Source organism: Duganella sp. AC917 (genome assembly GCF_979258245.1).
Map to the genome: position 1 here is coordinate 794,016 of NZ_OZ409848.1, position 22,952 is coordinate 816,967.

15 protein-coding genes are annotated in these 22,952 nt (G+C 66.6%); 8 read left to right on the forward strand and 7 right to left on the reverse strand.

Translation table 11 applies throughout. The features are described 5' to 3' along the window. Positions 1-25: 25 nt before the first annotated feature. From ACZ0BA_RS03540 to ACZ0BA_RS03565, 6 genes are all read right to left on the reverse strand, one after another. Positions 26-1,021, reverse strand: coding sequence for a hypothetical protein (locus ACZ0BA_RS03540; RefSeq protein ID WP_463449960.1), 996 nt, complete (start codon positions 1,019-1,021; stop codon positions 26-28). 67 nt (positions 1,022-1,088) lie between these two features. Next, the gene (locus tag ACZ0BA_RS03545; protein WP_008449977.1) at positions 1,089-1,298 is read right to left on the reverse strand and encodes a hypothetical protein; all 210 of its coding nucleotides are present in this window, start codon (positions 1,296-1,298) and stop codon (positions 1,089-1,091) included. Positions 1,299-1,352: 54 nt separating this feature from the next. Further along, positions 1,353-1,937: a putative metalloprotease CJM1_0395 family protein gene (locus ACZ0BA_RS03550; protein WP_463449961.1), complete on the reverse strand. Its 585-nt coding sequence runs from the start codon at positions 1,935-1,937 to the stop codon at positions 1,353-1,355. Between the two features lie 93 nt (positions 1,938-2,030). Further along, complete coding sequence (locus ACZ0BA_RS03555; RefSeq protein WP_463449962.1) at positions 2,031-5,861, reverse strand: AAA family ATPase; 3,831 nt, start codon at positions 5,859-5,861, stop codon at positions 2,031-2,033. Continuing rightward, complete coding sequence (locus ACZ0BA_RS03560; protein ID WP_463449963.1) at positions 5,858-7,093, reverse strand: exonuclease SbcCD subunit D C-terminal domain-containing protein; 1,236 nt, start codon at positions 7,091-7,093, stop codon at positions 5,858-5,860. The genes ACZ0BA_RS03555 and ACZ0BA_RS03560 overlap by 4 nt, the downstream gene beginning before the upstream one ends. A 104-nt stretch (positions 7,094-7,197) precedes the next feature. Beyond that, positions 7,198-9,846 (reverse strand): sensor domain-containing diguanylate cyclase, encoded by a 2,649-nt coding sequence (locus ACZ0BA_RS03565; RefSeq protein WP_463449964.1) that lies wholly within the window; start codon positions 9,844-9,846, stop codon positions 7,198-7,200. A gap of 212 nt (positions 9,847-10,058) precedes the next feature. Here ACZ0BA_RS03565 and ACZ0BA_RS03570 point away from each other — a divergent pair, with 212 nt between their 5' ends. The 6 genes from ACZ0BA_RS03570 to clpB all read left to right on the forward strand — a co-directional run bounded on the left by ACZ0BA_RS03570 (position 10,059) and on the right by clpB (position 20,250). Further along, positions 10,059-11,048 (forward strand): DUF2804 domain-containing protein, encoded by a 990-nt coding sequence (locus tag ACZ0BA_RS03570; RefSeq protein WP_463449965.1) that lies wholly within the window; start codon positions 10,059-10,061, stop codon positions 11,046-11,048. 28 nt (positions 11,049-11,076) lie between these two features. Then, positions 11,077-13,497, forward strand: a complete 2,421-nt coding sequence (locus ACZ0BA_RS03575; protein WP_463449966.1) for a bifunctional acetate--CoA ligase family protein/GNAT family N-acetyltransferase — start codon at positions 11,077-11,079, stop codon at positions 13,495-13,497. 160 nt (positions 13,498-13,657) lie between these two features. Next, positions 13,658-14,473: a hypothetical protein gene (locus ACZ0BA_RS03580; RefSeq protein WP_463449967.1), complete on the forward strand. Its 816-nt coding sequence runs from the start codon at positions 13,658-13,660 to the stop codon at positions 14,471-14,473. Positions 14,474-14,550: 77 nt separating this feature from the next. Next, positions 14,551-17,082, forward strand: a complete 2,532-nt coding sequence (locus ACZ0BA_RS03585) for a DUF349 domain-containing protein (protein ID WP_463449968.1) — start codon at positions 14,551-14,553, stop codon at positions 17,080-17,082. Beyond that, the gene (locus tag ACZ0BA_RS03590; RefSeq protein ID WP_463449969.1) at positions 17,079-17,549 is read left to right on the forward strand and encodes a molybdenum cofactor biosynthesis protein MoaE; all 471 of its coding nucleotides are present in this window, start codon (positions 17,079-17,081) and stop codon (positions 17,547-17,549) included. The genes ACZ0BA_RS03585 and ACZ0BA_RS03590 overlap by 4 nt, the downstream gene beginning before the upstream one ends. 100 nt (positions 17,550-17,649) lie before the next feature. Beyond that, entirely contained in the window at positions 17,650-20,250 is a 2,601-nt protein-coding gene (gene clpB / locus ACZ0BA_RS03595; protein WP_463449970.1) for an ATP-dependent chaperone ClpB, read from the forward strand. A gap of 15 nt (positions 20,251-20,265) precedes the next feature. Here clpB and ACZ0BA_RS03600 read toward each other — a convergent pair whose 3' ends face one another. Next, on the reverse strand, positions 20,266-21,057 hold the full coding sequence (locus ACZ0BA_RS03600; protein ID WP_463449971.1) for an AraC family transcriptional regulator: 792 nt from the start codon (positions 21,055-21,057) through the stop codon (positions 20,266-20,268). 118 nt (positions 21,058-21,175) lie between these two features. Between ACZ0BA_RS03600 and ACZ0BA_RS03605 the strand changes: the two genes are divergently transcribed. Then, positions 21,176-22,402, forward strand: a complete 1,227-nt coding sequence (locus ACZ0BA_RS03605) for an MFS transporter (RefSeq protein ID WP_463449972.1) — start codon at positions 21,176-21,178, stop codon at positions 22,400-22,402. 37 nt (positions 22,403-22,439) lie between these two features. After that, positions 22,440-22,934 carry a ribonuclease E activity regulator RraA gene (rraA, locus tag ACZ0BA_RS03610; RefSeq protein WP_463449973.1) on the forward strand — a complete coding sequence of 165 codons (495 nt, stop codon included), beginning with the start codon at positions 22,440-22,442 and terminating at the stop codon, positions 22,932-22,934. The last annotated feature ends 18 nt before the right edge of the window (positions 22,935-22,952 follow it).

Genomic DNA, 22,952 nt, shown 5'->3' on the forward strand with positions numbered 1-22,952 from the left:
TTGCGGTGCTTATTATACTTTGTGGTCAGCTTGCGGCGGTGCTGGCGCCTTTGCCGTCATCGGCGTTGACCGAGGCCGGTGGCGCGGAATCGGCTTGCGCTGCCGCCACGGCAGACGGCTTGGCCGCTTCCATGGCCGGATCGATGGTGCCCGACGGGCCGCCGGTCACCTGGTCGGCGGCGCCGGCCTGGCCGCCATACGCGGCGGCCGATTTGGCCTGGTCGGCCGTGGTTGGCGCGGTGTAGGCGCCGGCATCCTTGCTATCGACAAGGTTGAGCAACCGCAGCGACAGGCTGCGCAGCGCGTTGCGGTCGACGCTTTGGTCGTCCTGGTCGCCGCTGGTGGACAACGCCGTTTGCAGATCCCGTCCGATCAGCTGGAACAGGTCGGCCAGGGTGCCGGCGAAGTCGATGTTCGGCAGTTGCACGCTCGGCAGGTCGATCGTTTGCGGCTTGTTGCCCGCGTTTTCATTGGCGCGGTCGGCGCGGTCGCCGGCGTTATTGGCAACCTTGTCGGCCTTCGGCGCGTTGCCGCTGGTCTGGCTGGCGGCGGCGTCGAGCTGGTAAGCGTATTTGACTTCCACCTCGAAGTCGAACTTGCGGCCGTCGGCGGTGGTGATCGTGCCCTTGCCGATGAAGTGCGAGCTGTCCGTCAGGCTGAAGGCGGCCAGCGAGCGGGTGCCGTTCGGGCCGGAGCTTTGCTGCACGCCGAGCGCGTAGCTGGAGGAGGCTTCCAGGCTGGCCGAGTCGAAGTCGATGGTCGCGCCTTTGGCGGCGTCGCCGAACAGCGCCTGCGTGAAGCTGTTCATCAGGTCTTCGGCGAAATCGACGGTCGCCGTGCCGACCGAGGCGACACGTTTTTGCATGTCCAGCGCGCTGCTGGACAGGGAAAGCGGCGAGGACGCTGCGCTGTTGCTCTTCTGCGTGGCGGCGGCGCCGGTGGTCTTGCCGTCGTTTTGCGGCGTGGCGGCAGTGTAGGACGCCGGCAAAGCGCGGGCGCCGAGTGCGGAGAGAGTAGACATGGCAGTTTCCGTTTAGTAATACTTATATAACGGTTCGGCCGCCGAAAACTTGAGGGCCCGCCGCTAATTAGTGGTGGTGGGTCCAGCCTTCGGGGGCGGCCAGGTAGGATGCGACAGCGTCTTTTTGGCCGATGGCATGGTGTTTGACCTCGCCGCAAGCGCAAATGCCCAGGTACGGCTGGATGTGCGAGCAGGCCGATACTTTTTGCAGGCGCACCTGCACGGCTTTGGCGCACTTGGCGCATTTGAAGGTGAGGGTGCGTGGTGCTTTTAACATGATTGATCCGGAAGCGAGCGACAAAGGCGGGATTTTAGCATTCGTGCCGGCCGCTCACGCATACACATTCAGCGCGGGCTGCGGCGCCGGCCCGCTGCCGTAAGCGCGGCGGACGCGGTCGGATGAGCCACCCTGATCTTGCTGCTGGCCGGCGCCCGTCGGCGCTTGCGATTGCTGCGCCAGTTCCGCGCGGGCCTGGGTTTCCATCTGCTGCGCCTGGGCGGCCACCGCGCGGTCGGGGCCCGACGGTCCGGCTGGCGCCAGCGCCGCCGCCTGGATGCTTGCGGCGCGGGCGATGGTTTCCTCGGGCGTGCCGCCGGGCGAGGTGTCGATCTGGACTTCTCCGCCGATCGCGTAATTGACGCCATTGGGGCCGCGTTGATAGGTGTAGTTGGCACCAGAAACGGCCAGGCCGCCGGCCGCCGCCAAATGCGCTTGCTCGTGCTGGCGCACTTCGGCATCGCGCGCTTTGAGCTCGTCGATCAGCTTCAATGCTTCCGGGGTCAGGGTTGTGGTGGAGGGGCCAGCGCTGGCGGCGGTCCTGGAACCGACCGGCGCGGACGCATCCTCCCGGGCCTGCGGCGCGGTGCGCCCGGGCGGCAGGATCGCTGAACTGGTTGATATGGCGCCAATGCTCATGATGGTCGCTTCCAGAATGGTGTCTTCATGATAGCAAAATTACCTTGGACGCTGGCGAATTGGCTGTCAACGGCGCCGCGCGGGCGCCGGCACTCACATCACCGTGATCGTGCTGCGGCCACCGGCGGACGGTTGCACCAGAATCTTGGTGGCGATCCGCTCCGTCATCTCCTGCACGTGCGAGATGACGCCCACCTTGCGGCCCATGGCCTGCAAACCGTCCAGCGCGTCCATGGCGACGCGCAGCGTTTCCGCATCGAGGCTACCGAAGCCTTCATCGATGAACAGCGATTCGACGCGCACCCGGTTCGATGACAGCGACGCCAGTCCCAGGGCCAGCGCCAGCGACACCAGGAACGATTCGCCGCCGGACAGCGAGTGCACCGAGCGCATTTCGCCGCCCATGTCCTGATCGCGCACCAGCAGCGCCAGCGAGGGGCTGGCCGGATTGTTGATGCGTTCGAGCTGGTAGCGCCGCGCGAGGTGGTTCAGGTGGGCGTTGGCATAGCCGAGCAACACGTCCAGCGTGAACTGCTGCGCGTAGTTGCGGAATTTTTTGCCGTCGGCCGAGCCGATCAAGTCGCTCATGCGCGACCAGCGCTGTTCGATCGCTTCCTGTTTTTCGATCTCGGCCAGCATCGCCTGCGATTGCTGGCGCTTGGCGTCGTCCTGCGCCAACGCCAGTTGCAGCGCGGTCGCGGCGTCGTGCGCCGCTTTGCGTTCGGCCATCAGCTGATTGAGCGCGGTGGCAAGTGCGGCGACCGGCGACTCGGGAAGCTCGGGAGGCCCGTCCTCCGTCGTCACTATCGCGGGCATGCGCCCGGGCGGCGCCGACAACTGGTGCAGTTCGCGCTGGCGTTGGCGTTCCTTCAAAATAGTGGCGGCGTTGTCTGCGGCCCGGTCGATGGCTTGCAGGGCGCTGCGCCGCGCGTCGATGTCGTCGGCGGTATGGGCCAGCAGCGCGTACAGGTCGTCGATATCGCGCAGACTGTGTTCGTCGTCGGCGGACTGGCGCTGCTGGAACGCTGCGAGCCAGTCCTGCAGATCTTCAGCGGCTGCCGTGGCGGCATCGCGCAACGAGACCAGACGATGGCCCGCTTGCGCCAGCGCCTCGTCCAGCCGTGTCCTGGTCTGTGTCGCCTGCTGGACGGCCTGCTGGCGGCTGGACAATTGCGACCTGGCGGCGTCGATTGCCGCATTCAGTGCCTGTTCGACTTCGCGCACCTGTTTGCCGCCCCATAATTCCATGCGTTGTTCCTGCATGGCGCGCAACGCGGCGTCGGCTGCGTTCCAGGCTTCGCGGGCGCTGAGCGCATCGTGGCCGGTCTTGGCAAGAGCTTCGTTCAGTGCATTGAGCTCGACGTCGATGGTCGCCATGGCGGCGCTGCGTTCGTCGTAGGCTGCGCGTTGCGCCAGCCATTGCTTGCTTTCGGCCTGGCGGGCTGCGTGGAAGCGCGCCGGGCCGGTTTTCCAGTCATCCTTCCATTCGTCGCTCGGGATGTCACCGCCACTGAAGGCGGCGTCGAGGTCCGACAGCAGCGCGCCCAGTGTCAGCGCCACGTCGATGCGCTGGTCTTCCAGGCCCTTGTATTCGGTATTGGCCAGCGCCAGCGCGGTCTGCGCGCTGGATGCTACGCCTTGCAGGCGCGCGTGTTCCGCCGACGCCGCATCCCAGGCCGATTGCGCCTGGTCGCGGGCGATTCGCGCCGCGTACAGGGCGCGTTCCTGCCGCTCGGCCGCTTGCAGGGCGGTGCGCGCGGCCTCCAGCTCAGACGTGAACCAGTCGGTGCGCTCTGGCTCCGGCGGCAACTGAAGCGCCGAGGCGCTTTCTGAAACCAGCGCATGGGCGCTCCACGCGGCACTGGTTTTTTCCAGCGCCTGCTGCACGCCGCGGTCTTCCATGGCCAGCACTTGCAACTGCTCGACGCTGGCCTGCACGCTCGCGCGCTGGACCGCCTGCTGATGGACGTTGGCCTCCATCTGCCGGCGGCAGCGCGTCACTTCGTCCCGCAGCCCGCCGAGCATCGCTTGCAGCGGGCCGTCGTTGTGGCGGTACGGATGCTCGTGCGCGCCGCACACGGGGCAGGGCGTGTCGTCTTCCAGCGAGGCCCGCAGCGATTCGACGTTTTCCGCGCACGCCGCTTCCGCCAGCTTCAGCGAACGTTCGGCCTGGGAGAACGCCGCCATGATGGCGATGTTTTCCTGCTGCGCCGCCGCCAACTGCTTCTCGGCCGCCTCCATCGTCTGGCGCAGTTGCGCCGACTGCGCCGCGATCTGCGCACCGCGCTGCTGGCGCGCCTCCAGCTCTATCCATATTTTCTCGGCGCTGGCCAGCAGGTCCCGGCGCTGCTCCCAGCCGCTGCGCGTCGCTTGCAGCTGCTCGGCGGAGAACGCGGCCAACGCCTGAACGGCGTCCTGGCGCCGGGCTTCCAGCGTTTGCAGCACGGCGCTCGATGTCGCCAGCTTGGCGCTGGCGTCGGCCTCCTCGTCGCGATGGGCCTTGGCGTTGCGCTGTACGCGGGCGACGGCGTTGCCGAGCTTTTCCGCTTGCGACGCGGCCTGGCCGGCCTGCACGAACAGTACGTCCCAGCGCTCCCACGATTGCGCGAGGGTTTTCCATTGCTTGTGCTGGCCCAACCAGGTGACACCGGCCGCTTGCTGCGCGTCCAGGCGCACGCGTTCATCCTGTTTGGATTGCATCGCCGATTTAGCGGCGGCATCGGCTTGTTCCGCCTTTTCGCAGGCGGCGGACGCCTGGCGGTAGGCAGGCAGCATCGCTTCGATGCGCGCGTCCAGCGCTTTGGCCTGGTCGAGCAGCGGCGCGGCGGCGCGTTGCGCGTTTTCCGCCTCCAGTACGTGTGCCGTCGCATGCGTATGCGCTGCGTTCGCGCGTTCCAGCTCCAGCGCGGCATCGGCGGCGGCCTGGGTGCCGGCGGCGATGGTGGCCTGCGCGGCGGCGATGTCGGCGTCGATGCGGCGGATGTCGTCGGCCAATGCGCGCGCCGGCTGCACGGCGAGGATGCGGGCGAGGGCGCCGCGTTGTGGCGCCGATGCCTGTACTTCGGCGGCGGCCAGCTCGCTGGCCTGCTGCGCGGCCAGTTCGTCGTCCCGCAGCTTTTCGGCCTGCTTGTGCCAGCGCAGTTCCTGTTCCAGCTCCGCCTTGCGCTGTTCCAGTCCGTGCAGCGTTTCCGCTGCGGCCAGGCTTTGCGCTTCCAGTTCGCCGCGCTGCTCGCCGCTCAGGGGCTTCTGGTCGGCCAGGCGCGCGTTCAGCTTTTGCAGCGCCAGTTGTTCGAGCTTGGCGCGCTCGAAGGCGCGCATCGAGATCTCGGTGTAGATGGTGCTGCCGGTGAGCGTTTCCAGCAATTCGCCACGTTCGTTGTCCTCGGATTTGAGGAAGGCCGAAAACTCGTTCTGCGCCAGCAGCACCGCGCGCGTGAACTGCTCGAACGACAGGCCGATGCGCTTTTCGATTTCCGCCTTCACTTCGGTCTTGGTACCGCCTATCGGTTGTAGCGCCGGCAGCAGCAGCAAGGACATGGCCGTTGGCTGCAAGGCGCCTTCGGCCTTGGTGCGCGAGCGCCGCACGCTCCACCGCGCGCGGTAGGAGGCGCCATCGTTGCCGACGAAATCGACTTCCGCGTAGCCTTCGGCGGTGCCCCGGCGCAGCAGGGTGCGCGTGTCCTGGGTGGAGACGGTTTCGGCGCCGACGTCGGTCAGATAGTTGCGGCCGGCGACCTTGAGCAGGCGTGGCGTAGCGTCGTACAAGGCCAGGCAAAGGGCGTCGAGCAGCGTGCTTTTGCCGGCGCCTGTCGGCCCGCTGATGGCGAACAGGCCGGTCGAGGCCAGCGGTTCGGTTTCGAAGTCCACGCCGAATTCGCCGGCCAGCGAGGCCAGGTTCTTGCCGCCGATTCTCAGGATTCTCATGGCAGCATCAACTCCGCGAACGCGCTCAGTTGTTCGGACGGGGCGTCGTTGCCGAAGCGCTGCTGATAAAGCTGGCGGAAAATCTCGTCCGGCTTGAGCTGTTCGAGCTGGTCGAGCGTCATCACGTCGCTGTCGATGGACGACGCGCGCGCGGCGCTGGACGTCTCGATCTTGGCCAGCCTTACCGGCTTGCCTTCCAGCGCCGCTTCGATGCGCGAACGCAGGCCGGGTTCCGGCGCGTCGAGCCGCACGCGCACCTCCAGGAACGGTTGCTGGTCGGGTGGAGCGTCCGGCACGTCCAGCGCCGCCAGCTCCTCCAGCACCTGCGCCAGCGGCGCCGGTTTGGCGGGAACGCGCAGCAGCTGCACCGCGCGCGGGACATGGATCGGCGTGATCGCGCCCACGGCGGCGCCGTCGATGTCGATGCGCAGGATCTGGTGCTGGTAGCCGACCTCCGCGAACGACAGCGGTATCGGGCTGCCGCAGTAGCGGATGTGATCCTGCTTGCCGACCGCCTGCGCCAGATGCAGGTGTCCCAGCGCGGCGTAGACGATGGCGGGGTCGAAGATCCCGGCCGGCAGCATCTCGGTGCCGCCGATGACGATGCGGCGTTCGGAGTCGTTGGACATCTGGCCGTCGACCATGTGGCAGTGGCCCATCGCCAGGATCGCCTGGCCGTCGCCGCGCCTGGACAGCGCCAGTTCCAGCGCCTGTTTGTAGAGCAGGGCGATGCCGGCCAGGTAGGGATCGGCCACGTTTTCGTTGTCATCGGCCGCCATTCTTGGCACGTCGCCCGGACGCAAGAAAGGCACGGCCAGGCACCAGGCCTCGACGGCGCCGTCGCTGCCGGTCAGCGGCAGCACCAGCGATTCGATATCGATGGCGCCGTCGGCGTCGCGCTGCACGGCGCCGACCACGCGGGTGCCGTGCGCCTCGAGCAGTGGGCCGGGAGCCTCCAGGCGGCCCGGCGAGTCGTGATTGCCGGCGATGACGATCAGGTTCAGATGCGGCACGCGTTCCTTTGCCCGCTGCAGGAAACGGTACAACTGCTTTTGCGACGCCGACGATGGATTGGCATTGTCGAAGATGTCGCCGGCGATCAGCAGGGCGTCGGCACGCTCGCTGACGATGGTGTCGAGCAGCCAGTCCAGAAAACGCTGGTGTTCGTAGTGACGTTCGAAATTATGCAGGGATTGGCCCAGATGCCAGTCGGAAGTGTGCAGCAGACGCATGGAGTGTGTAGTGGAAACAGCAAAAAACAGCAAAACAGCCGGGAAGCGCACAATATAGCGCAAGATGGACGAGCGCGACTTGAGAAATGATGAGCGGGCCGGTTTTACAGCGGGGACGCCAGCGCCGCACCGGCCCGGAAGGTGTTGCGGCCGGCCTGCTTGGCTTCGTACAGCAACATGTCGGCGCGGTTGAGCAGCTCGGCGGGGGTAACGTCTTCGCCTTGATAGTAGGCAACACCGATGCTGGCCGATACCGACACCACCGTCCCGCTCAAGTCGAACGGCGCCTGCATCACGCCGACGATCTTGGCCGCCAGCGCGGTGGCGTCCTCCACGCGGTGCAGGCGCTCCATGATGATGGTGAACTCGTCGCCGCCCAGCCGGGCGACGGTGTCGCTGGCGCGCATGGCGTGGGTCAGCCGCGCCGAGAATATCTTCAGCAGCGCGTCGCCTACACTGTGGCCATAGGTGTCGTTGACCGGTTTGAAATGATCGATATCCATGTACATCACCGCCATCATGGCGCCGCCCGACCGGGCGGCCTCCATGCCCTCGTGGAGTTTTTGCAGGAAGCCGGCGCGGTTGGTCAGGCCGGTGAGCGCATCGACCTGCGAGAGCTTGAGCAGCCGCTGTTTTTCATGTTTTTGCGCCGTCACGTCCTGGCGCATCACGTGAAAGCCCACCACCGTGTCGCTGTCAGCGTCGCGCTGCGGGATGTAATCGACTTCGAAGGTGCGCTCGGCAACGCCGCTGCCGTCGTCTTCCTCGAACGTCAGCGCCTCGCCGGCGAGCACGCGCTGGATGTAGGGCGCCAGCACGCTGTAGCGCTCCTCACCCATCGTTTGACGGATGGTCTTGCCCAGCACGACGATGCCGCCGCGGTTGAATTCCCGCTCGTAGGCGATGTTATGGAAGCGGTACACCTGCTCGCGATCGATGTAGGCCACCATGGCCGGCAGCGTGTCGGCGATGGTGCGCAGCCGCGCCTCGCTCTCGCGCAGCGCCATCACCGACTTGCGCACGTGGGTGATGTCGTCGACCGTGCCGACATAGCCGTACACCCGCCCGTCGACCACCATCGCGGCGGCCTTGAACGAGATCCAGATCACCATGCCGTCCGGATGGATGCAGCGTACGGTGTCCTGGTGCGGCAGCCGGGTTCTGACCATGCGTCGCAGCGACTTTTTGAGCCCCGCGCGGTCCAGCGGATGGATCGCCAGCAGCCAGGCATCGCCGAGCGCCTGGTCGCGGCCCAAGCCGGTGATGAATTCGAAGGTGCGGTTGACATAGGTGCATTTGCCGGTGGCGTCCGCGCGGATCAGGCCAAGCGGGGAGGCATCGTTGACGGCGGCAAGCTCCGCCTGCTTCTGGCGCATCGCCAGCTCGGCTTCCTTGTATGGCGTGATGTCGCGGGTGGTGACGGCCACACCGTTGCTGATGGCGACCACCTGGCGGTGCAGCCAGCGTTCGGTGCCGGGGCCGGTGCCATCGCGCTCGACTTCTTCCTGCAGCGGCTGGCCGCTGGCCAGCACCTGCCTGAACTTCTCCACCATGCCGTTGCTGTGCAGGTAGGGCGTCACCTCGCGCAGCGGCCTGCCCTTGATCTCGCGGGCCTGGTAGCCAAGCCTCTCGGCGGCATGCTCATTGAGGTCGGCGATGACGAAATCGGTGACTTCCCCTCCCGCGCCCGACGCGCGCACCGCCTTGAGCAGGTACAGCGCGTCCAGGCTGGCGTCGGCCGCCGCGCGCAGCAGCAGCTCGGCCTCGAGCACCTGCCGCGCGCTGTCGCGCACGCGCCGTCCCTGGCGCATCAGCAGCGCGACCACCGCCAGCACCAGCAGCGAGGCCACCGTCACCGCGCCGTAGTACAGCAAACGTTGTTTGACAAAACCGGCCATTGCGCTCGTTACCGGATTGCCCACCGCCGCCATGAGCAGATAGCGCGGCATCTCGGCATAACCGTAGATGCGATCGACGCCGTCGAACGGCCGCTTGAGCACCAACTCTTCGGCCGCGCGGTCGGCGCTGCGGGGCTCCACCCGAAAGTCGATAACGTCGCCGATCAACACCTGCTCGTCGATGCGGGCGGTGGCCATGCCGTTCTCACGGCTGATCAGCATCACCGCGCCGCCGTTGTCGACACTTACGCGGTCGTAGTCGTCCACCAGTTCGGCCGGGTCGATCATCGCCAGCACCACGCCGGTGAACTGGCCGCGCGGTCCGTCGAGGCGGCGCGAGATCTGGATCTGCCATTTGTTGGTGCGCGGCTCGACCACCGGTGTGGCGATCACCGCGCGTTGTTCGGCGCTGGCGGCGTGGCTTTTGAAAAAGGCCTGGCCGCTCAGGTCCGGCGGAAAATGACCATTGCTGCTGTCGACCACTTTGCCGGCGGCGTCCAGGCGCGCGAACGGCAGATCGAATTTGGTCGGCATCAGCGTGTCGAGCATGCCGTTATGGCCGGTGAATGCGGCCAGCCGCAACGCGCCGTCCGAGGCCTCGAATTTGAGTTTGAACAGCTGCGTGGCGTGGTCGGTCTGACGCAGCACATGGTTGGCGTGTTCGGCCAGGTTTTGCGCCAGCGATTGACTGTGCAGCACCGCTTCGAAGCGGGCGCTGCGCTTTTCCTGCCGCACCTGGTACACGACCGCCGACCACATGAGCGCGAGCACCAGCAGCGCGAAAGCCGGCAACAGCATCGAACGATACAGTGTGCGGAGGGAATCGAGCGTCGGACTGTCTGTTTGTAGGGTCATCGAGAGAGCTATAGGGGCGCCATCAGTGGATATTCTGCACGGAAATATACTCTTTGTATCCGGTTTCCCCACGCGCCCGTCAAAAATAATGCATTCCGTTCACAGGTGGTGTGGATTTCCTTATTAAAATAGCGGCTGGCCCTGTCCTGAGGAACAGCCTTGACCGAATTGAAAATGCAGCCGATGGATCCGTCCGCATACCGGGGCGCCGTATGAGCTTGCCCGCCGCGCCCGCCCGCCTGGTCGGACCCGACGGCCAGCCGCTGTTCGGCCGCTACGCCGGGCAGACCGGTCCCATCGACTGGACCGGGCTGGCCGCGCCGTTCGCGCGCGGGCGGCTGTGGCGGCGCTTGCACCACAAGCGCTGGCACTACGTAGCGCTGTGCACGGAGCGGGTGTTCTGCGCCGTCGCCATCGTCGATCTGGGCTGGGCCTGCACCGCGTTCGCCTACGCCTTCGACCGCAACGACGGCGACATGCTGGCCAATTTTTCGCAGGATGGCTTGCCCGGACGGTCGGCGCGACTGGCCGACCACGCCGGCGGGGACAGCTGGTTCAAGCGCGGCGGCGACCTTATCGCCATCGACAGCGACGGCGAGGGCCGTTATGAACTTTCGCTGCGCTGCGAGTTTCTGGAGATCGACGCCGCGTTCGGACCGGGCGCCTCGCCGCTGCTGCTGGCGACGGGGCCGGTGGCGCGCGGCTCGGTGCACGCGGCGCAAAAATCGTCCGGCATGCCGCTGACGGGCGAAGTGCGCACCTGGCGCGAGGAGTACGACCTGGCCGGCGGCGTGGCCAGTTTCGACTATTCGAACGGCCTGCTGGCGCGCGAGACGGCGTGGCGCTGGGCCTCGGCCCACACGCTGGAGATGGGTTTCAACCTGCAGGCCGGTTATTTCCGGGGCCACGAGAACGCGCTGTGGCTCGACGGCGAGGTGCACGCGCTGGCGCCGGCGCACTTCCTGTACGATGGCAGCGATCCGCTGTCGCCATGGCATATCTTCACCGAGGACGATTTGCTGGAGCTGCACTTCACGCCGGAAGGCGCGCGCCGCGACAACAAGAAGAAGTTTTTCGCCGCCAGCCGTTATCTGCAGCCGGTCGGCACCTTTAGCGGCTGGGTGCGCAGCGCGCCGGACCAGCCGAAACGCATCGTCACGCAAATGATGGGCGTGACCGAGGATCATTCGTCACGCTGGTAATCCTCACCCAACCTGGGAACGCCGCGCCATGAGCATCAGGAATCTCGACCGACTGTTTCAACCGCGCTCGGTGGCCCTGATCGGCGCGTCGGAAAAACCGGAGCGCATCGGCACGCGCGTGCTGGACAATCTTCTGCAAGGGACGTTCGTCGCCGATGGCGGGGCGGTCTGGCCGGTCAATCCCAAGTATGCGCAGCTGCGCGGCCTGCCATGCCACGCCAGGGTGTCGGCGTTGCCGGCGGCGCCGGACCTGGCCATCATCTGTACGCCGCCGACCGGCATTCCCGGCCTGATCGCCGAGCTGGGCGCGCGCGGCACCAGGGCCGCCATTGTCATGACCGCCACCGACGGCCGTTCCAACACGCTGCGCCAGGCGATGCTGGACGCGGCCAAGCCGCATCTGCTGCGCATCCTCGGGCCGGGCAGCATTGGCCTGCAATCGCCGGCGCTGGGCCTGAACGCCAGCTTCAACCACCTGCCGGCCGGTGCTGGCAAACTGGCTTTCGTGTCGCAATCCGGTGCGCTGGCGGCGGCCGTGCTGGACTGGGCGGCGTTGCGCGGCATCGGTTTTTCACGCTGCATCGCGATGGGAGAGGGCGCTGACGTCGATTTCGGCGACCTGCTCGACTATCTGGCCGCCGACAACAGCACTCACGCGATGCTGCTGTGCATCGAGAACCTGAGCTCCGCGCGCAAGTTCATGTCGGCCGGGCGGCTGGCCGCGCGCGGCAAGCCGGTCATCGTGCTCAAGGTCGGGCGCGACCCGGCGCCTGGCGCCGATCTGGTGTTCGACGCGGCCATCCGCCGCGCCGGCATGCTGCGCGTGCGGTCGATCGAGGACTTGTTCGACGCCGTCGAAACCCTGGCGCGGCGCCGCCCCCAGCGCGGCGAGCGGCTGGCCGTGCTGACCAACAGCGCCGGGCTGGGACTGATCGCGGCCGACGCCCTCGACAGCGGCGGGACGGGGCAAGCCCGGCTGGCGCCGCTGTCGGCCGAATCGCTCAGGCAGCTGGCGCAGGCCGGCGCGCCACCCGCCAATCCGGTCGATCTGCTGGCCGACGCGCCGGTCAAGCGCTACACGGCGGCGGTGGAGACCTTGCTGCGCGAGTCGCAGGCCGACGCGCTGCTGTTCCTGCACGCGCCGACGGCCATGGTGTCGAGCCAGCTGATAGCCGAGGCGGTGGCGCCGTTGATGCGCTCGGTCGGCAAGAACGTGCTGTCGTGCTGGCTCGGCGGCAGTTCGGTGACGGCCGCGCGCCAGGTCTTCGCCGACGCCGGCCTGCCCACCTACGACACGCCCGAGAAGGCGGTCAACGGCTTCGTGCAGATCGCGCAATACCGCCGCAACCAGGAACTGTTGATGGAGGTGCCGGCCGGCCTGCCGACCACCTCGGCGCCGGAGCGGGCGGCGGCGCGCTCGCTGGTCGCGGCGGCGCTGGCGGCTGGCCGCACTGAGCTGTCCGACGATGACGCCCGCGCGCTGCTGGCCGCCTACGGCATCGCGCTGGCCACGCCGCGGCAAGCCGCGCTGTCGGGCCACACCCTGGCGGCGGCACGCATCCAGAGCGGCATCGATCCGGTGTTCGGGCCGGTGGTGTTTTTCGGCCAGGGCGGCATCGCCGCCGATGTCGCGGCCGACCGCGCCGCCGGCCTGCCGCCTCTTAATATGGTGCTGGCGCGCGATATGGTCGGCCGCACCCGCGTGGCGCAGCTGTTGGGGTTCGCACAGGGCCAGACGGCGGCCGATGCCGACGCCATCGTGCGCACCTTGGTGCAGGTGGCCGACATGGTCACCGAGCTGCCGGAACTGGCCGAGCTGGACCTCGATCCCTTGCTTGCCATCGGCGGCGTTGTGGTGGCGCTGGGCGCGCGGCTGCGGCTGAGGTCCGGACCGGCGGCGCGGGGCACGGCAACGTTGGCGATCCGGCCCTATCCGCAAGAGCTGGAGCAGGAAGTCGCCTGGGATGGCGGCCGGATTCTGCTGCGGCCGATCCGTCCCGAGGACGGTCCGCAGCACCAAACCTTCTTCCACGCGCTCGATCCGGACGACGTGCGGCTGCGCTTTTTCTCGGCCATGCGCGAGCTGCCGCCGGCCCAGCTGGCGCGCCTGACGCAAATCGACTACGACCGCGCGATGGCCTTCATCGCCACCCGCAACGGCGCCGATGGCACGCCGGAAACCCTGGGCGTGGTGCGCGCCATCACTGATCCCGACAATCAGTACGCTGAATTCGCCATCATCGTGCGCTCCGACCTGAAGGGGAAGGGGTTGGGCTACATCCTGTTCGGCAAGCTGATCGATTACTTCCGCGCCCACGGTACGGCTGAGATCGTTGGCGAAGCGCTGTCGGAGAACCTCGGCGTGCAGAAACTGGTGCGGCACTTTGGCGGTGTGGTATCGGCGCATCCCGAGGCCGGAATGGTGCGTCTCCAACTGCCTTTGCAATAGTGTTCGTTATCGGGTTGATATATATTTGACGTTTAAAATAAACCGAAGCGCGGGAACGTGTTTGTTTTAGCTCAAGGCGTCCGTGTCGGTTTTATTTACACTTTCACTTCCGCTCTTGCCGCCCATCCGGGTGAGCGCAACTTTAGTCTTGGGAGTAAGAATGTTAACGGCCACATATACCCTGGTAGCGCTGTCGGTCGAACAGTCCAGCGTTCGCCTCAGTTTGTTATCGTTTCAAAAGTATGTGCGCTCGACGCTGATGCAGCAGAACAGCATAACCCTGTCCCAGCTGGAATACGCGTGCGAGAACCTCAACAGCCTGTATCAGGCCTGTCATTGGCGCAAGACCGAGATGTACCTGATCCCGGCGCTGCGCGAGACGACCGAGCGCGCCGACGCGCTGCTCGACGAGCTTAACCGGTTGAACCAGGCCGCGCTGGCCGCCATCCGCACCTTGCAGGAACGTATGGGCATCGCGGCGGATGTGCGCGACTTTCGCGTCGAGCAGGTGTGCGAGAGCATCGAGACCTGCTGCGCGTCGCTGCTCAAGCGGCTGGAAAAAGAAGAGCAGGAACTGTTTGCCATGGCGCGCGGTCTGATAGCAGGGGAGACCTGGTTCTCGATCGCCAATCAGCTGATGATGCACGACAAGCACCTGGAAGAGATGAAGCGTTCAGGCGTGGCGCTGGGCGACCAGGCGCCGCCGGCCGTGGCGGCCAAGGCCAAAGCCAAGGCCAACGTGGAGGCGCAAGCCCAGGCGCAGGCACAGACGCAAGCCCAAACCCAAGCCCAAACCCAAGCACAAGCGGCAGGCGCGCCGCGCGCAGCCGCCGCCCGGACCGACGAGGCCCGGATCGCCATTCCGGGCCTGCAAGTGTTGCCGACAGTGGAGCTCGACGATGCCGACGTGAAACCGGCTCCAGCCCCGTTACGTGGCGCCCGGAAGCGGTCGCTGGACGACGCTATAACTAAATAGCCGCCAGATAGCGCGCGCCTCGGGCAAATTTCCCCTGCTTTGCTATGATGGTGGTTTTCTCCATCACATAGCGCACCATGTTCGATTTCATCTTCAAGCGCACTACCGACCAGCCAGCCGCCGCCGATGCCGCCCCGGCGGCACCGGAGCAGGCCGCCGCCGCCGCGTTATCGGCCAGCCGCCGCGAGGAGCAGGCGCGCCGCGCCGCCGCGCTGGCCGGCGATGAAGCCGCCGCTGTCGAGCTGATCCTTCAAAGCGAATTCGCCGGCGTGCGCCTTGCCGCCGCCGAGCATGTGCGGTCGCAGCCCTATCTGGAGCAGGTGCAGCAGGCAATGCGCAACACCGACCGCCGGGTGGCCAAACTGATGCAGGGACGGCTCGACGCGATTCGCTACCAGCAGGCGGAATTGCAAAAGGCGCAAGCCTGCCTCGACCATGCGAACCGCCTGTTGCAGGATGAAAAATTGACGCCAAATCAGGTCGCCGAGCTCGATCGCCAGTGGAAGATCACCTCGGCGGTGCCGGAGCTGGCCGCGCAGTTCGACGCCGCGCGCGCCGCGCTGGCGGCCCGGCTCGAGGCGCAGGTCAACTTGCAGCGCGCCGTCATCGATGCGATGGCCGGTGTGCGCCAGTTGCCGGCCGCCGGCCTGGCGCCGGACGACGCGACGCAGGCGCTGGAGCGCGCGGCCGAAGCGCTGGCCGGATACCAGCAGGCGCCCGAGCACAACGCGCTGCCCAAACATCTGCTGAGCGATTTCGCGCAGGCGATCGAGCAGGCGCGCGCCGCGCTGTCGGCCGCCGCGCAGCGTCCGGCGCCGCCGCAGCCATCGTCGGCATCCGCTGCCGGTACGGAAGTGGCGGGCGCCGAGGTCGCCGACACCGGAGCCGGCGCAGCGGACGGGACGACGCCGAAGGCCGACGCCCAGGCCCAGCCCAAGCCGGCCAACCAGTCCAACCAGGCCAACGCCGGCAGGGGCCCCAAACCGGCCAAGCCGGCGCAGCCGCCCAGGGAAACCGACAAGAAGTTCCTTGAAACGCTGGATGCGCTGGAAGCTGCGCTCGAGCAAGGCTCGCTGCATGATGCTGCCGAGCATGATAAATGGTTGAAAGAGCACAAAACCCGCCTGACGCCGGCGCAGACCGACCGTCTGAACCACGTGCGCGCCGAACTCAAGCGCCTGGGCGACTGGGCCCGCTGGGGCGGCAACGTCTCGCGCGAGGAGCTGGTCAAGGCGGTGGAGGAACTGCCTGCGCTGGGCTTGCCGATGAGCGAGCTGGCCAAGAAGGTCGGCAGCATGCGCGAGCGCTGGAAATCGCTCGACACCGTTTCCGGTCACGCGCCGAAAAGCTTGTGGGAGCGTTTCGACGCCGCCTGCACCACGGCCTACGCGCCGGCGGCCGCGCACTTCAAGCAATTGGCGGACGAGCGTCACGCCAACGCCGCCAAGGCGCAGGCGCTGATCGACGAGACCCATGCGATGGCCGAGGCCGCCGCGAGTGAAAACGCCGATTTGAAGAATGTCGCCGCCGCCGGACAGCGCCTGCGCCAGGTATGGGGCCGTCTGGGCACCATCGACCGCAAGGAAAAGCGCAAGCTCGACCAGGCCTTCGACAAGGCGCTGTCGCAGATGCTGGCGCCGTTGTCCGAGCAGCGCAAGATCGAAACGGCCAATCGCGAACAATTGATCGCCGAGGCCGAGCAACTGCAGCCGTCGGAGCGCAATACGCTCGACAAGCTGCGCAGTTTGCAGGAACGCTGGCAGGAACAGGCCAAGGCGCTGCCGCTCGAGCGCAAGGTCGAACAGGCGCTGTGGCAGCGTTTCCGCGCCGCCTGCGACGCGATTTTCGCCAAGCGCAAGGAAACCGCCCACGCCGCCGATCACGAGCGCAAGACGCATCTGCACGCGCGCGAGGCCATCTGCAAGGAACTGGAAACGGCCACCTTCAGCGGCGACGACAAGGCGCAGCTGGCGGCCATCGCCAAAACGCTGCGCGACGCCGCCGCCGCGTGGAACGCGTCCGGCACCGTGCCGCGCGCGGCCGAAGCCAAGATCGGGCAGCGCTACCAGGCCGCCGTGGCGTCCGTGCAGGGGCAGGCGGAGGCGATCAAACGCCGCGCCGGCGCCGCCCAGGCCAACGCGCTGCGCGACAAGCTGCGCTTGTGCCAGGCGCTGGAAGCGGCCATCGCCGGTATCGACGGCGCCGATGGTATCGACGCGGCCGAGTGGCAAGGCCGCTGGGCCGCCCTGCCGCCGCTGGCGCCAGAGTATGAGCGCGCGCTGCATGGCCGCTTCACGGCCGGGCTGGCCGCGTTGGACGGCAAGCGCGAGGCCTACGCCGCGCTGCTTGAGCGCAATCGTGCCAAGTTGCTCGACGAGGTATTGCGGCTGGAGATAGTCGCCGGTGTCGACAGCGGCGCCGAATTCGCGCGGGAGCGGCTCAAGATGCAGGTCGAGGTGCTGCAATCGTCGCTCAAGTCCGGCCAGAAGCCGTTGACGGCTGCCGCCGCGTACCTGCAGTTGTGCGCGATGCCGGCCCTGGCCGACGCCCGCACCGCGAGCCGCATCGAACAGCTGTTCCGCCGCATCGGCGCCTCGGAGCGCGCATGAGTTTGGGCGGCGGATTGAATCAGGTTCGCATCCAGACCGGGGATTTCGATCTGAGCGCCGAGGTGGCCGCTTTGCGCGCGGCCAACCCAAAGATCGGCGCCATTGTGACGTTTGTGGGCGTGGTGCGCGACCTGAACGAGGGCGCCAGCGTGGCCGAGATGGAGCTGGAGCACTATCCCGGCATGACCGAGCAGTCGATCGGCGCCATCATCGAGCAGGCGCGGCAGCGCTGGCCGACCTTGGGCGCCCTGGTGATCCATCGGGTGGGGCCGCTCAAGCCGCTGGACCAGATCGTTCTTGTGGCGGCGACCGCCGCGCATCGCGGCGAGGCGTTCGCGGCTTGTGAATTTATCATCGATTATCTGAAGACCGAAGCGCCGTTCTGGAAGAAGGAACAGACGCCCGACGGCGCAAGGTGGGTCGACGCCCGCGTCAGCGACGATGCGGCGTTGTCGAAGTGGCAATGATCAGATAGTCGCACTCCCCACCGGACCTCCCGCCACCGCCCTTGAAAACTGCCCGTATAACACTATCTACGTGATAAGTTAAATATATCGGAGCAATACCATGCGGCAAGACAAACTCACCACCAAACTCCAGGAAGCCCTGTCGGACTCACAGAGTCTGGCCGTGGGCAATGACAACCAGTACATCGAACCCGTGCACCTGCTGACGGCCCTGCTGAACCAGGACGACGGCAGCGCGCGCTCGCTGCTGCAACGCGCCGGCGTCAACGTCGGCGGCCTGACCAAGGCGCTCAAAGCCTCGCTCGACCGCCTGCCGAAGGTTTCCGGCACCGGCGGCGACGTCCAGGCCAGCCGCGAGCTGGTCGCGGTGCTGAACCTCGCGGACAAGGAATCCCAAAAACGCGTCGACCAGTTCATCTCCAGCGAGATGGTGCTGCTGGCGCTGACCGACGACAAGTCCGACGCCGGCACGCTGGCGCGCGAAAACGGGCTGTCGCGCAAAGCGCTGGAAGCGGCCATCGACACCGTGCGCGGTGGCGCCAAGGTCGATTCCCAGGAGGCCGAAGGCCAGCGCGAAGCCCTCAAAAAGTACACGATGGACCTGACCGAGCGCGCCCGCGCCGGCAAGCTCGATCCGGTGATCGGCCGCGACGACGAAATCCGCCGCGCCATCCAGGTGCTGCAGCGTCGCAGCAAAAACAACCCGGTGCTGATCGGTGAACCAGGCGTCGGCAAGACCGCCATCGTCGAAGGACTGGCGCAGCGCATCGTCAACAACGAGGTACCCGAGTCGCTCAAGGGCAAGCGCGTGCTGGCGCTCGACATGGCGGCGCTGGTCGCCGGCGCCAAGTATCGCGGCGAGTTCGAGGAGCGCCTGAAGGCGGTGCTCAAGGAACTCGCCATGGACGAGGGCCAGACCATCGTCTTCATCGACGAGATGCACACGATGGTCGGCGCCGGCAAGGCCGAGGGCGCGATGGACGCCGGTAACATGCTCAAGCCCGCGCTGGCGCGCGGCGAGCTGCATTGCGTCGGCGCCACCACGCTCGACGAATACCGCAAATACATCGAAAAGGACGCCGCGCTGGAGCGCCGCTTCCAGAAAATCCTGGTCGACGAGCCGACCGTGGAGGCGACCATCGCCATCCTGCGCGGCCTGCAGGACAAGTATGAGCTGCACCACAAGGTCGCTATCTCGGACGCCGCCATCATTGCGGCGGCCGAGCTGTCGCACCGCTATATCACCGACCGCTTCCTGCCCGACAAGGCGATCGATCTGATCGACGAGGCGGCGGCCAAGATCAAGATCGAGATCGATTCCAAGCCCGAGGTGATGGACAAGCTGGAACGCCGCCTGATCCAGCTGAAGATCGAGAAGGAAGCCGTCAAGAAGGAGAAGGACGAAGGCTCGCGCCGTCGTCTGGACCTGATCGAGGAAGAGATTCTGCGTCTGCAGCGGGAGTTGAACGACTTCGAGGAGATCCTCAAGGCCGAGAAGGCCGTCGTGCAGGGCAGCACCCACATCAAGGAAGAGATCGATCGCATCAAGCTGCAGATGGAGCAGGCCACGCGCGAGAGCAACTGGCAGCGCGTCTCGGAGCTGCAATACGGCCGCCTGCCGGAACTGGAGGCGCAGCTGAAGCAGGCCGAGACGGCGACGGCCAACGGCGTGTCGCTCGAGAAGAACACGCCGGCGAAACAGAAGCTGCTGCGCACCGAGGTCGGCGCCGAGGAAATCGCCGAGGTGGTGTCGCGCGCGACCGGTATCCCGGTGTCGCGCATGATGCAGGGCGAGCGTGACAAACTGCTGCACATCGAAGAGAAGCTGCACGAGCGCGTGGTCGGCCAGGACGAGGCGATTTCCGCCGTGTCGGACGCGATCCGCCGTTCGCGCGCCGGGCTGTCCGATCCGAATCGTCCGTATGGTTCGTTCATGTTCCTGGGACCGACCGGCGTCGGCAAGACCGAGCTGTCGAAGGCGCTGGCGGGGTTCCTGTTCGATACCGAGGAATCGATGATCCGCATCGACATGAGTGAATTCATGGAGAAGCATTCGGTGGCCCGCCTGATCGGCGCGCCGCCGGGCTACGTGGGTTACGACGAAGGCGGTTATCTGACCGAGGCGGTGCGCCGCAAGCCGTACAGCGTGATCCTGCTGGACGAGGTGGAGAAGGCGCATCCGGACGTGTTCAACGTGCTGCTGCAGGCGCTCGACGACGGCCGCATGACGGACGGCCAGGGGCGCACGGTGGACTTCAAGAACACCGTCATCATCATGACGTCCAACCTTGGCTCGCACAAGATCCAGGCGATGGAGGAGTCGGACCCCGGCGTCGTCAAGCTGGCGGTGATGGCGGAGGTGCGGTCGCACTTCCGGCCGGAGTTCATCAACCGTATCGATGAAATCGTCGTGTTCCATGGTCTCGATGAGAAGAACATCGGCGCCATCGCCAAGATCCAGCTGGCGATCCTGGAGCAGCGTCTGGCCAAGATGGAGATGACGTTGACGATCACCGACGCGGCGCTGCACAAAATCGCCGAGGCGGGCTACGATCCGGTGTACGGCGCGCGGCCGCTGAAGCGGGCGATCCAGCAGCAGATCGAAAATCCGCTGTCGAAGTTGATCCTGCAGGGGCGTTTCGGGCCGAAGGACACGATCAACGTCGATGCCGACAACGGCGAGCTGGTGTTCCGGCCGTAGGACCGGTGGCCAGCGTTAGCGCTGGTCGAAAAAGGCCGACGGGCTGTTACCGAAGGTCTTTTTGAACATCGCGGAAAACGCCGACTGGCTGGCGTAGCCCAATTCGGCCGCCACCTGCGACAGGGGCACGCCGCGCGCGATCAACGGCGCGGCGTGCGCCAGCCGCACCTGCTGGCGCCACTGCACGAAACTCATCCCCAATTCCCGCTCGAACAGCCGCGTGAGCGTGCGGTCCGACGCGCCGACCTGGCCGGCCCACTGGCGCAAGGTCAGCTCCGCGCCCGGATCGGCGATCAGCGCGTCGCACAGCGACTTCAAACGTTTGTCGGCCGGCAGCGGCACCCTGATCGGACGCACCGCGCAGCGCGGCAGCTCGTCCAATATCATCTCGCCCAACAAGCGCTCCCGCCCTGATTGCTCATGCTGGTCGTGCTGTTCCAGCGCGGCGATCAGCTCGCGCAGCAGGCTCGATACCTCCAGCACCTTGCATTCCTCGCCCGGAAACGGCGAGCGGCTGGCGTGCACGCACAACGGCCGCAGACGGGTGGGTTCGAGCACCGTGACCGCGTGCACCACGTCCGGCGCGATCCAGATCGCCCGTTGCGGCGGCACGATCCAGCTGCTGTTGTTGGCGGTCACCCGCATCACGCCCTGCATCGCATACGTGAATTGTCCCCACGGATGGTGGTGCGACAGCAGGTTGGCGTCCGCCGGCAGGTCGCGGCCGGACATCGTCAGCGGCCGCTCCGGCGTCGGATAGTCGCAGTCCCAGTTGAATTGGGTGTGGGTGATGATGGGAATGGGCATGGGCTCGACGCGACGATGGCGCAAATGCGATAAAAGTTGTCGCTCTATCTTAAATCAGACTGGCGCCGATTGATACACTACGCCGATAACTTTGCAGAAACTCAACAAGGAACGCGGAATGACCGACAACTCACTGCTGCGCCAGGACGCCAAAGTCATCACGCTGGTCGGGCTGGCCCACGGCACGTCCCACTTCTACCACGTGATCCTGGCCGCGCTGATCCCCTGGCTCAAGCCGGAATTTCATCTCAGCTATGCCGAACTGGGCCTGCTGATGACGGTGTTTTTCACCGTCTCGGGCATCGGCCAGGCGATGGCCGGCTTCGTGGTCGACCGCTTTGGCGCGCGCGCCGTTCTGTTCACCGGCATCGCGCTGCTGGGATTGTCGGCGGTGATGCTGGCCGGCGCCCACAGCTACGCCCAGTTGATGGCCGGCGCCTTCCTCGCCGGCTGCGGCAATTGCGTATTCCACCCGGCCGACTACACCTTGCTCAACCAGCGCGTCTCCAAGGCACGGCTGACGCATGGCTTCTCGGTGCACGGCATCAGCGGCAATATCGGCTGGGCGCTGTCGCCGTTGTTCCTGACGTTTGTTGCGGGCCGCACCGACTGGCGCACCGCGCTGTTGAGCGCCGCGCTGCTGCCGCTGGCCGTGCTGGCGCTGCTGCTGTGGAACCGTCACGCGCTGCGTCCCGAACCGCTCGCCGCACCGGTCGCCGCCGTCGCCGGAGCCCCGGCACCGGCCGGCGCGCTCGATTTCCTGCGCCTGAAGGTGGTGTGGATGTGCTTTGGCTTCTTTTTGATCTCGGCCGTCGCGCTGGCCGGCATCCAGACCTTCGCCGCCACCAGCCTGGTGAGCCTGTACGGCATGTCGCTGCAATGGGCGACGTCGGCGTACACCTGCTTCATGTTCGCGTCCGCCGCCGGCATGTTGTACGGCGGCTTCCTTGGCGCCGGCAGCCGCCACCACGACCGCATCATCATGCTGGCCTTCGCCAGCGCGGCAGTGCTGGCGCTGGTGCTCGCCGCCGCCGTGGTGCCGGCGTGGATGGCGGTCGTGTTGATGGGACTGATCGGGCTGGTCACCGGCATCGCCGGGCCGTCGCGCGATTTGATGATACGCGGCGCGGCGCCGGCCAACGCCACCGGGCGCGTGTTCGGCGTGGTTTATTCGGGGCTCGACAGCGGGCTGGCGCTCGGGCCGCTGTTGTTCGGCGCGCTGATGGATGCCAACCATCCGGCCGGCGTGTTTGTCTTCATCGGCGTGTTCCAGGCGCTGGTGATCGTCACCACGATCGGCGTCGGCAATAACAGCCGCATGGCCGGCGTCCCGAAAACAGCATAGAATTGCCTTTATCTCAATTCAGCTGCGAGGTAGGACGATGAGCTTTGCCACCACCGATCTGTGCGACGACAATTCCAACCTGCTGGAGGATGGACGGCTCGCCGTGCTGCCGCCGGTGTTCCGGCAGTTCGGCAAGCACGTGCGGTTTTCCGGCCGCGTCACCACCCTGAAGGTGCACGAGGATAACGCGCTGGTGCGCGCGGCGCTGGAGACGCCGGGCGATGGCAATGTGCTGGTTGTCGATGGCGGCGGCAGCCTGCGGCGCGCGCTGGTCGGCGGCCAGCTGGGCTTGCTGGCGCAGGATAATGGCTGGGCCGGCATCGTGGTCGATGGCTGCATCCGCGACACCGATGAACTCAACGCCTGTGAAATCGGCGTGCGCGCGCTCGGCGCCCATCCGCAAAAGAGCAGCAAGAAGGGCGCCGGCGAGCGCAACGTGCGGGTGCATATCGCCGGCGTCGCCGTCAATCCGGGGGACTGGATTTATGCCGACGCCGATGGTATTTTGGTGGCCCAGCAAAAACTGGCCTGACGCCAGGACGCAAAAAAG

Excerpts from the sequence above, each read along its gene's own strand:
- ACZ0BA_RS03600 (WP_463449971.1), bottom strand. The coding sequence starts at position 21,057 with ATGCCCATTCCCATCATCACCCACACCCAATTCAACTGGGACTGCGAC.
- ACZ0BA_RS03585 (WP_463449968.1), top strand. The coding sequence starts at position 14,551 with ATGTTCGATTTCATCTTCAAGCGCACTACCGACCAGCCAGCCGCCGCC.
- ACZ0BA_RS03605 (WP_463449972.1), top strand. The coding sequence starts at position 21,176 with ATGACCGACAACTCACTGCTGCGCCAGGACGCCAAAGTCATCACGCTG.
- ACZ0BA_RS03570 (WP_463449965.1), top strand. The coding sequence starts at position 10,059 with ATGAGCTTGCCCGCCGCGCCCGCCCGCCTGGTCGGACCCGACGGCCAG.
- ACZ0BA_RS03555 (WP_463449962.1), bottom strand. The coding sequence starts at position 5,861 with ATGAGAATCCTGAGAATCGGCGGCAAGAACCTGGCCTCGCTGGCCGGC.
- ACZ0BA_RS03540 (WP_463449960.1), bottom strand. The coding sequence starts at position 1,021 with ATGTCTACTCTCTCCGCACTCGGCGCCCGCGCTTTGCCGGCGTCCTAC.
- ACZ0BA_RS03560 (WP_463449963.1), bottom strand. The coding sequence starts at position 7,093 with ATGCGTCTGCTGCACACTTCCGACTGGCATCTGGGCCAATCCCTGCAT.
- rraA (WP_463449973.1), top strand. The coding sequence starts at position 22,440 with ATGAGCTTTGCCACCACCGATCTGTGCGACGACAATTCCAACCTGCTG.
- ACZ0BA_RS03590 (WP_463449969.1), top strand. The coding sequence starts at position 17,079 with ATGAGTTTGGGCGGCGGATTGAATCAGGTTCGCATCCAGACCGGGGAT.
- ACZ0BA_RS03550 (WP_463449961.1), bottom strand. The coding sequence starts at position 1,937 with ATGAGCATTGGCGCCATATCAACCAGTTCAGCGATCCTGCCGCCCGGG.
- ACZ0BA_RS03565 (WP_463449964.1), bottom strand. The coding sequence starts at position 9,846 with ATGACCCTACAAACAGACAGTCCGACGCTCGATTCCCTCCGCACACTG.
- clpB (WP_463449970.1), top strand. The coding sequence starts at position 17,650 with ATGCGGCAAGACAAACTCACCACCAAACTCCAGGAAGCCCTGTCGGAC.
- ACZ0BA_RS03580 (WP_463449967.1), top strand. The coding sequence starts at position 13,658 with ATGTTAACGGCCACATATACCCTGGTAGCGCTGTCGGTCGAACAGTCC.
- ACZ0BA_RS03545 (WP_008449977.1), bottom strand. The coding sequence starts at position 1,298 with ATGTTAAAAGCACCACGCACCCTCACCTTCAAATGCGCCAAGTGCGCC.
- ACZ0BA_RS03575 (WP_463449966.1), top strand. The coding sequence starts at position 11,077 with ATGAGCATCAGGAATCTCGACCGACTGTTTCAACCGCGCTCGGTGGCC.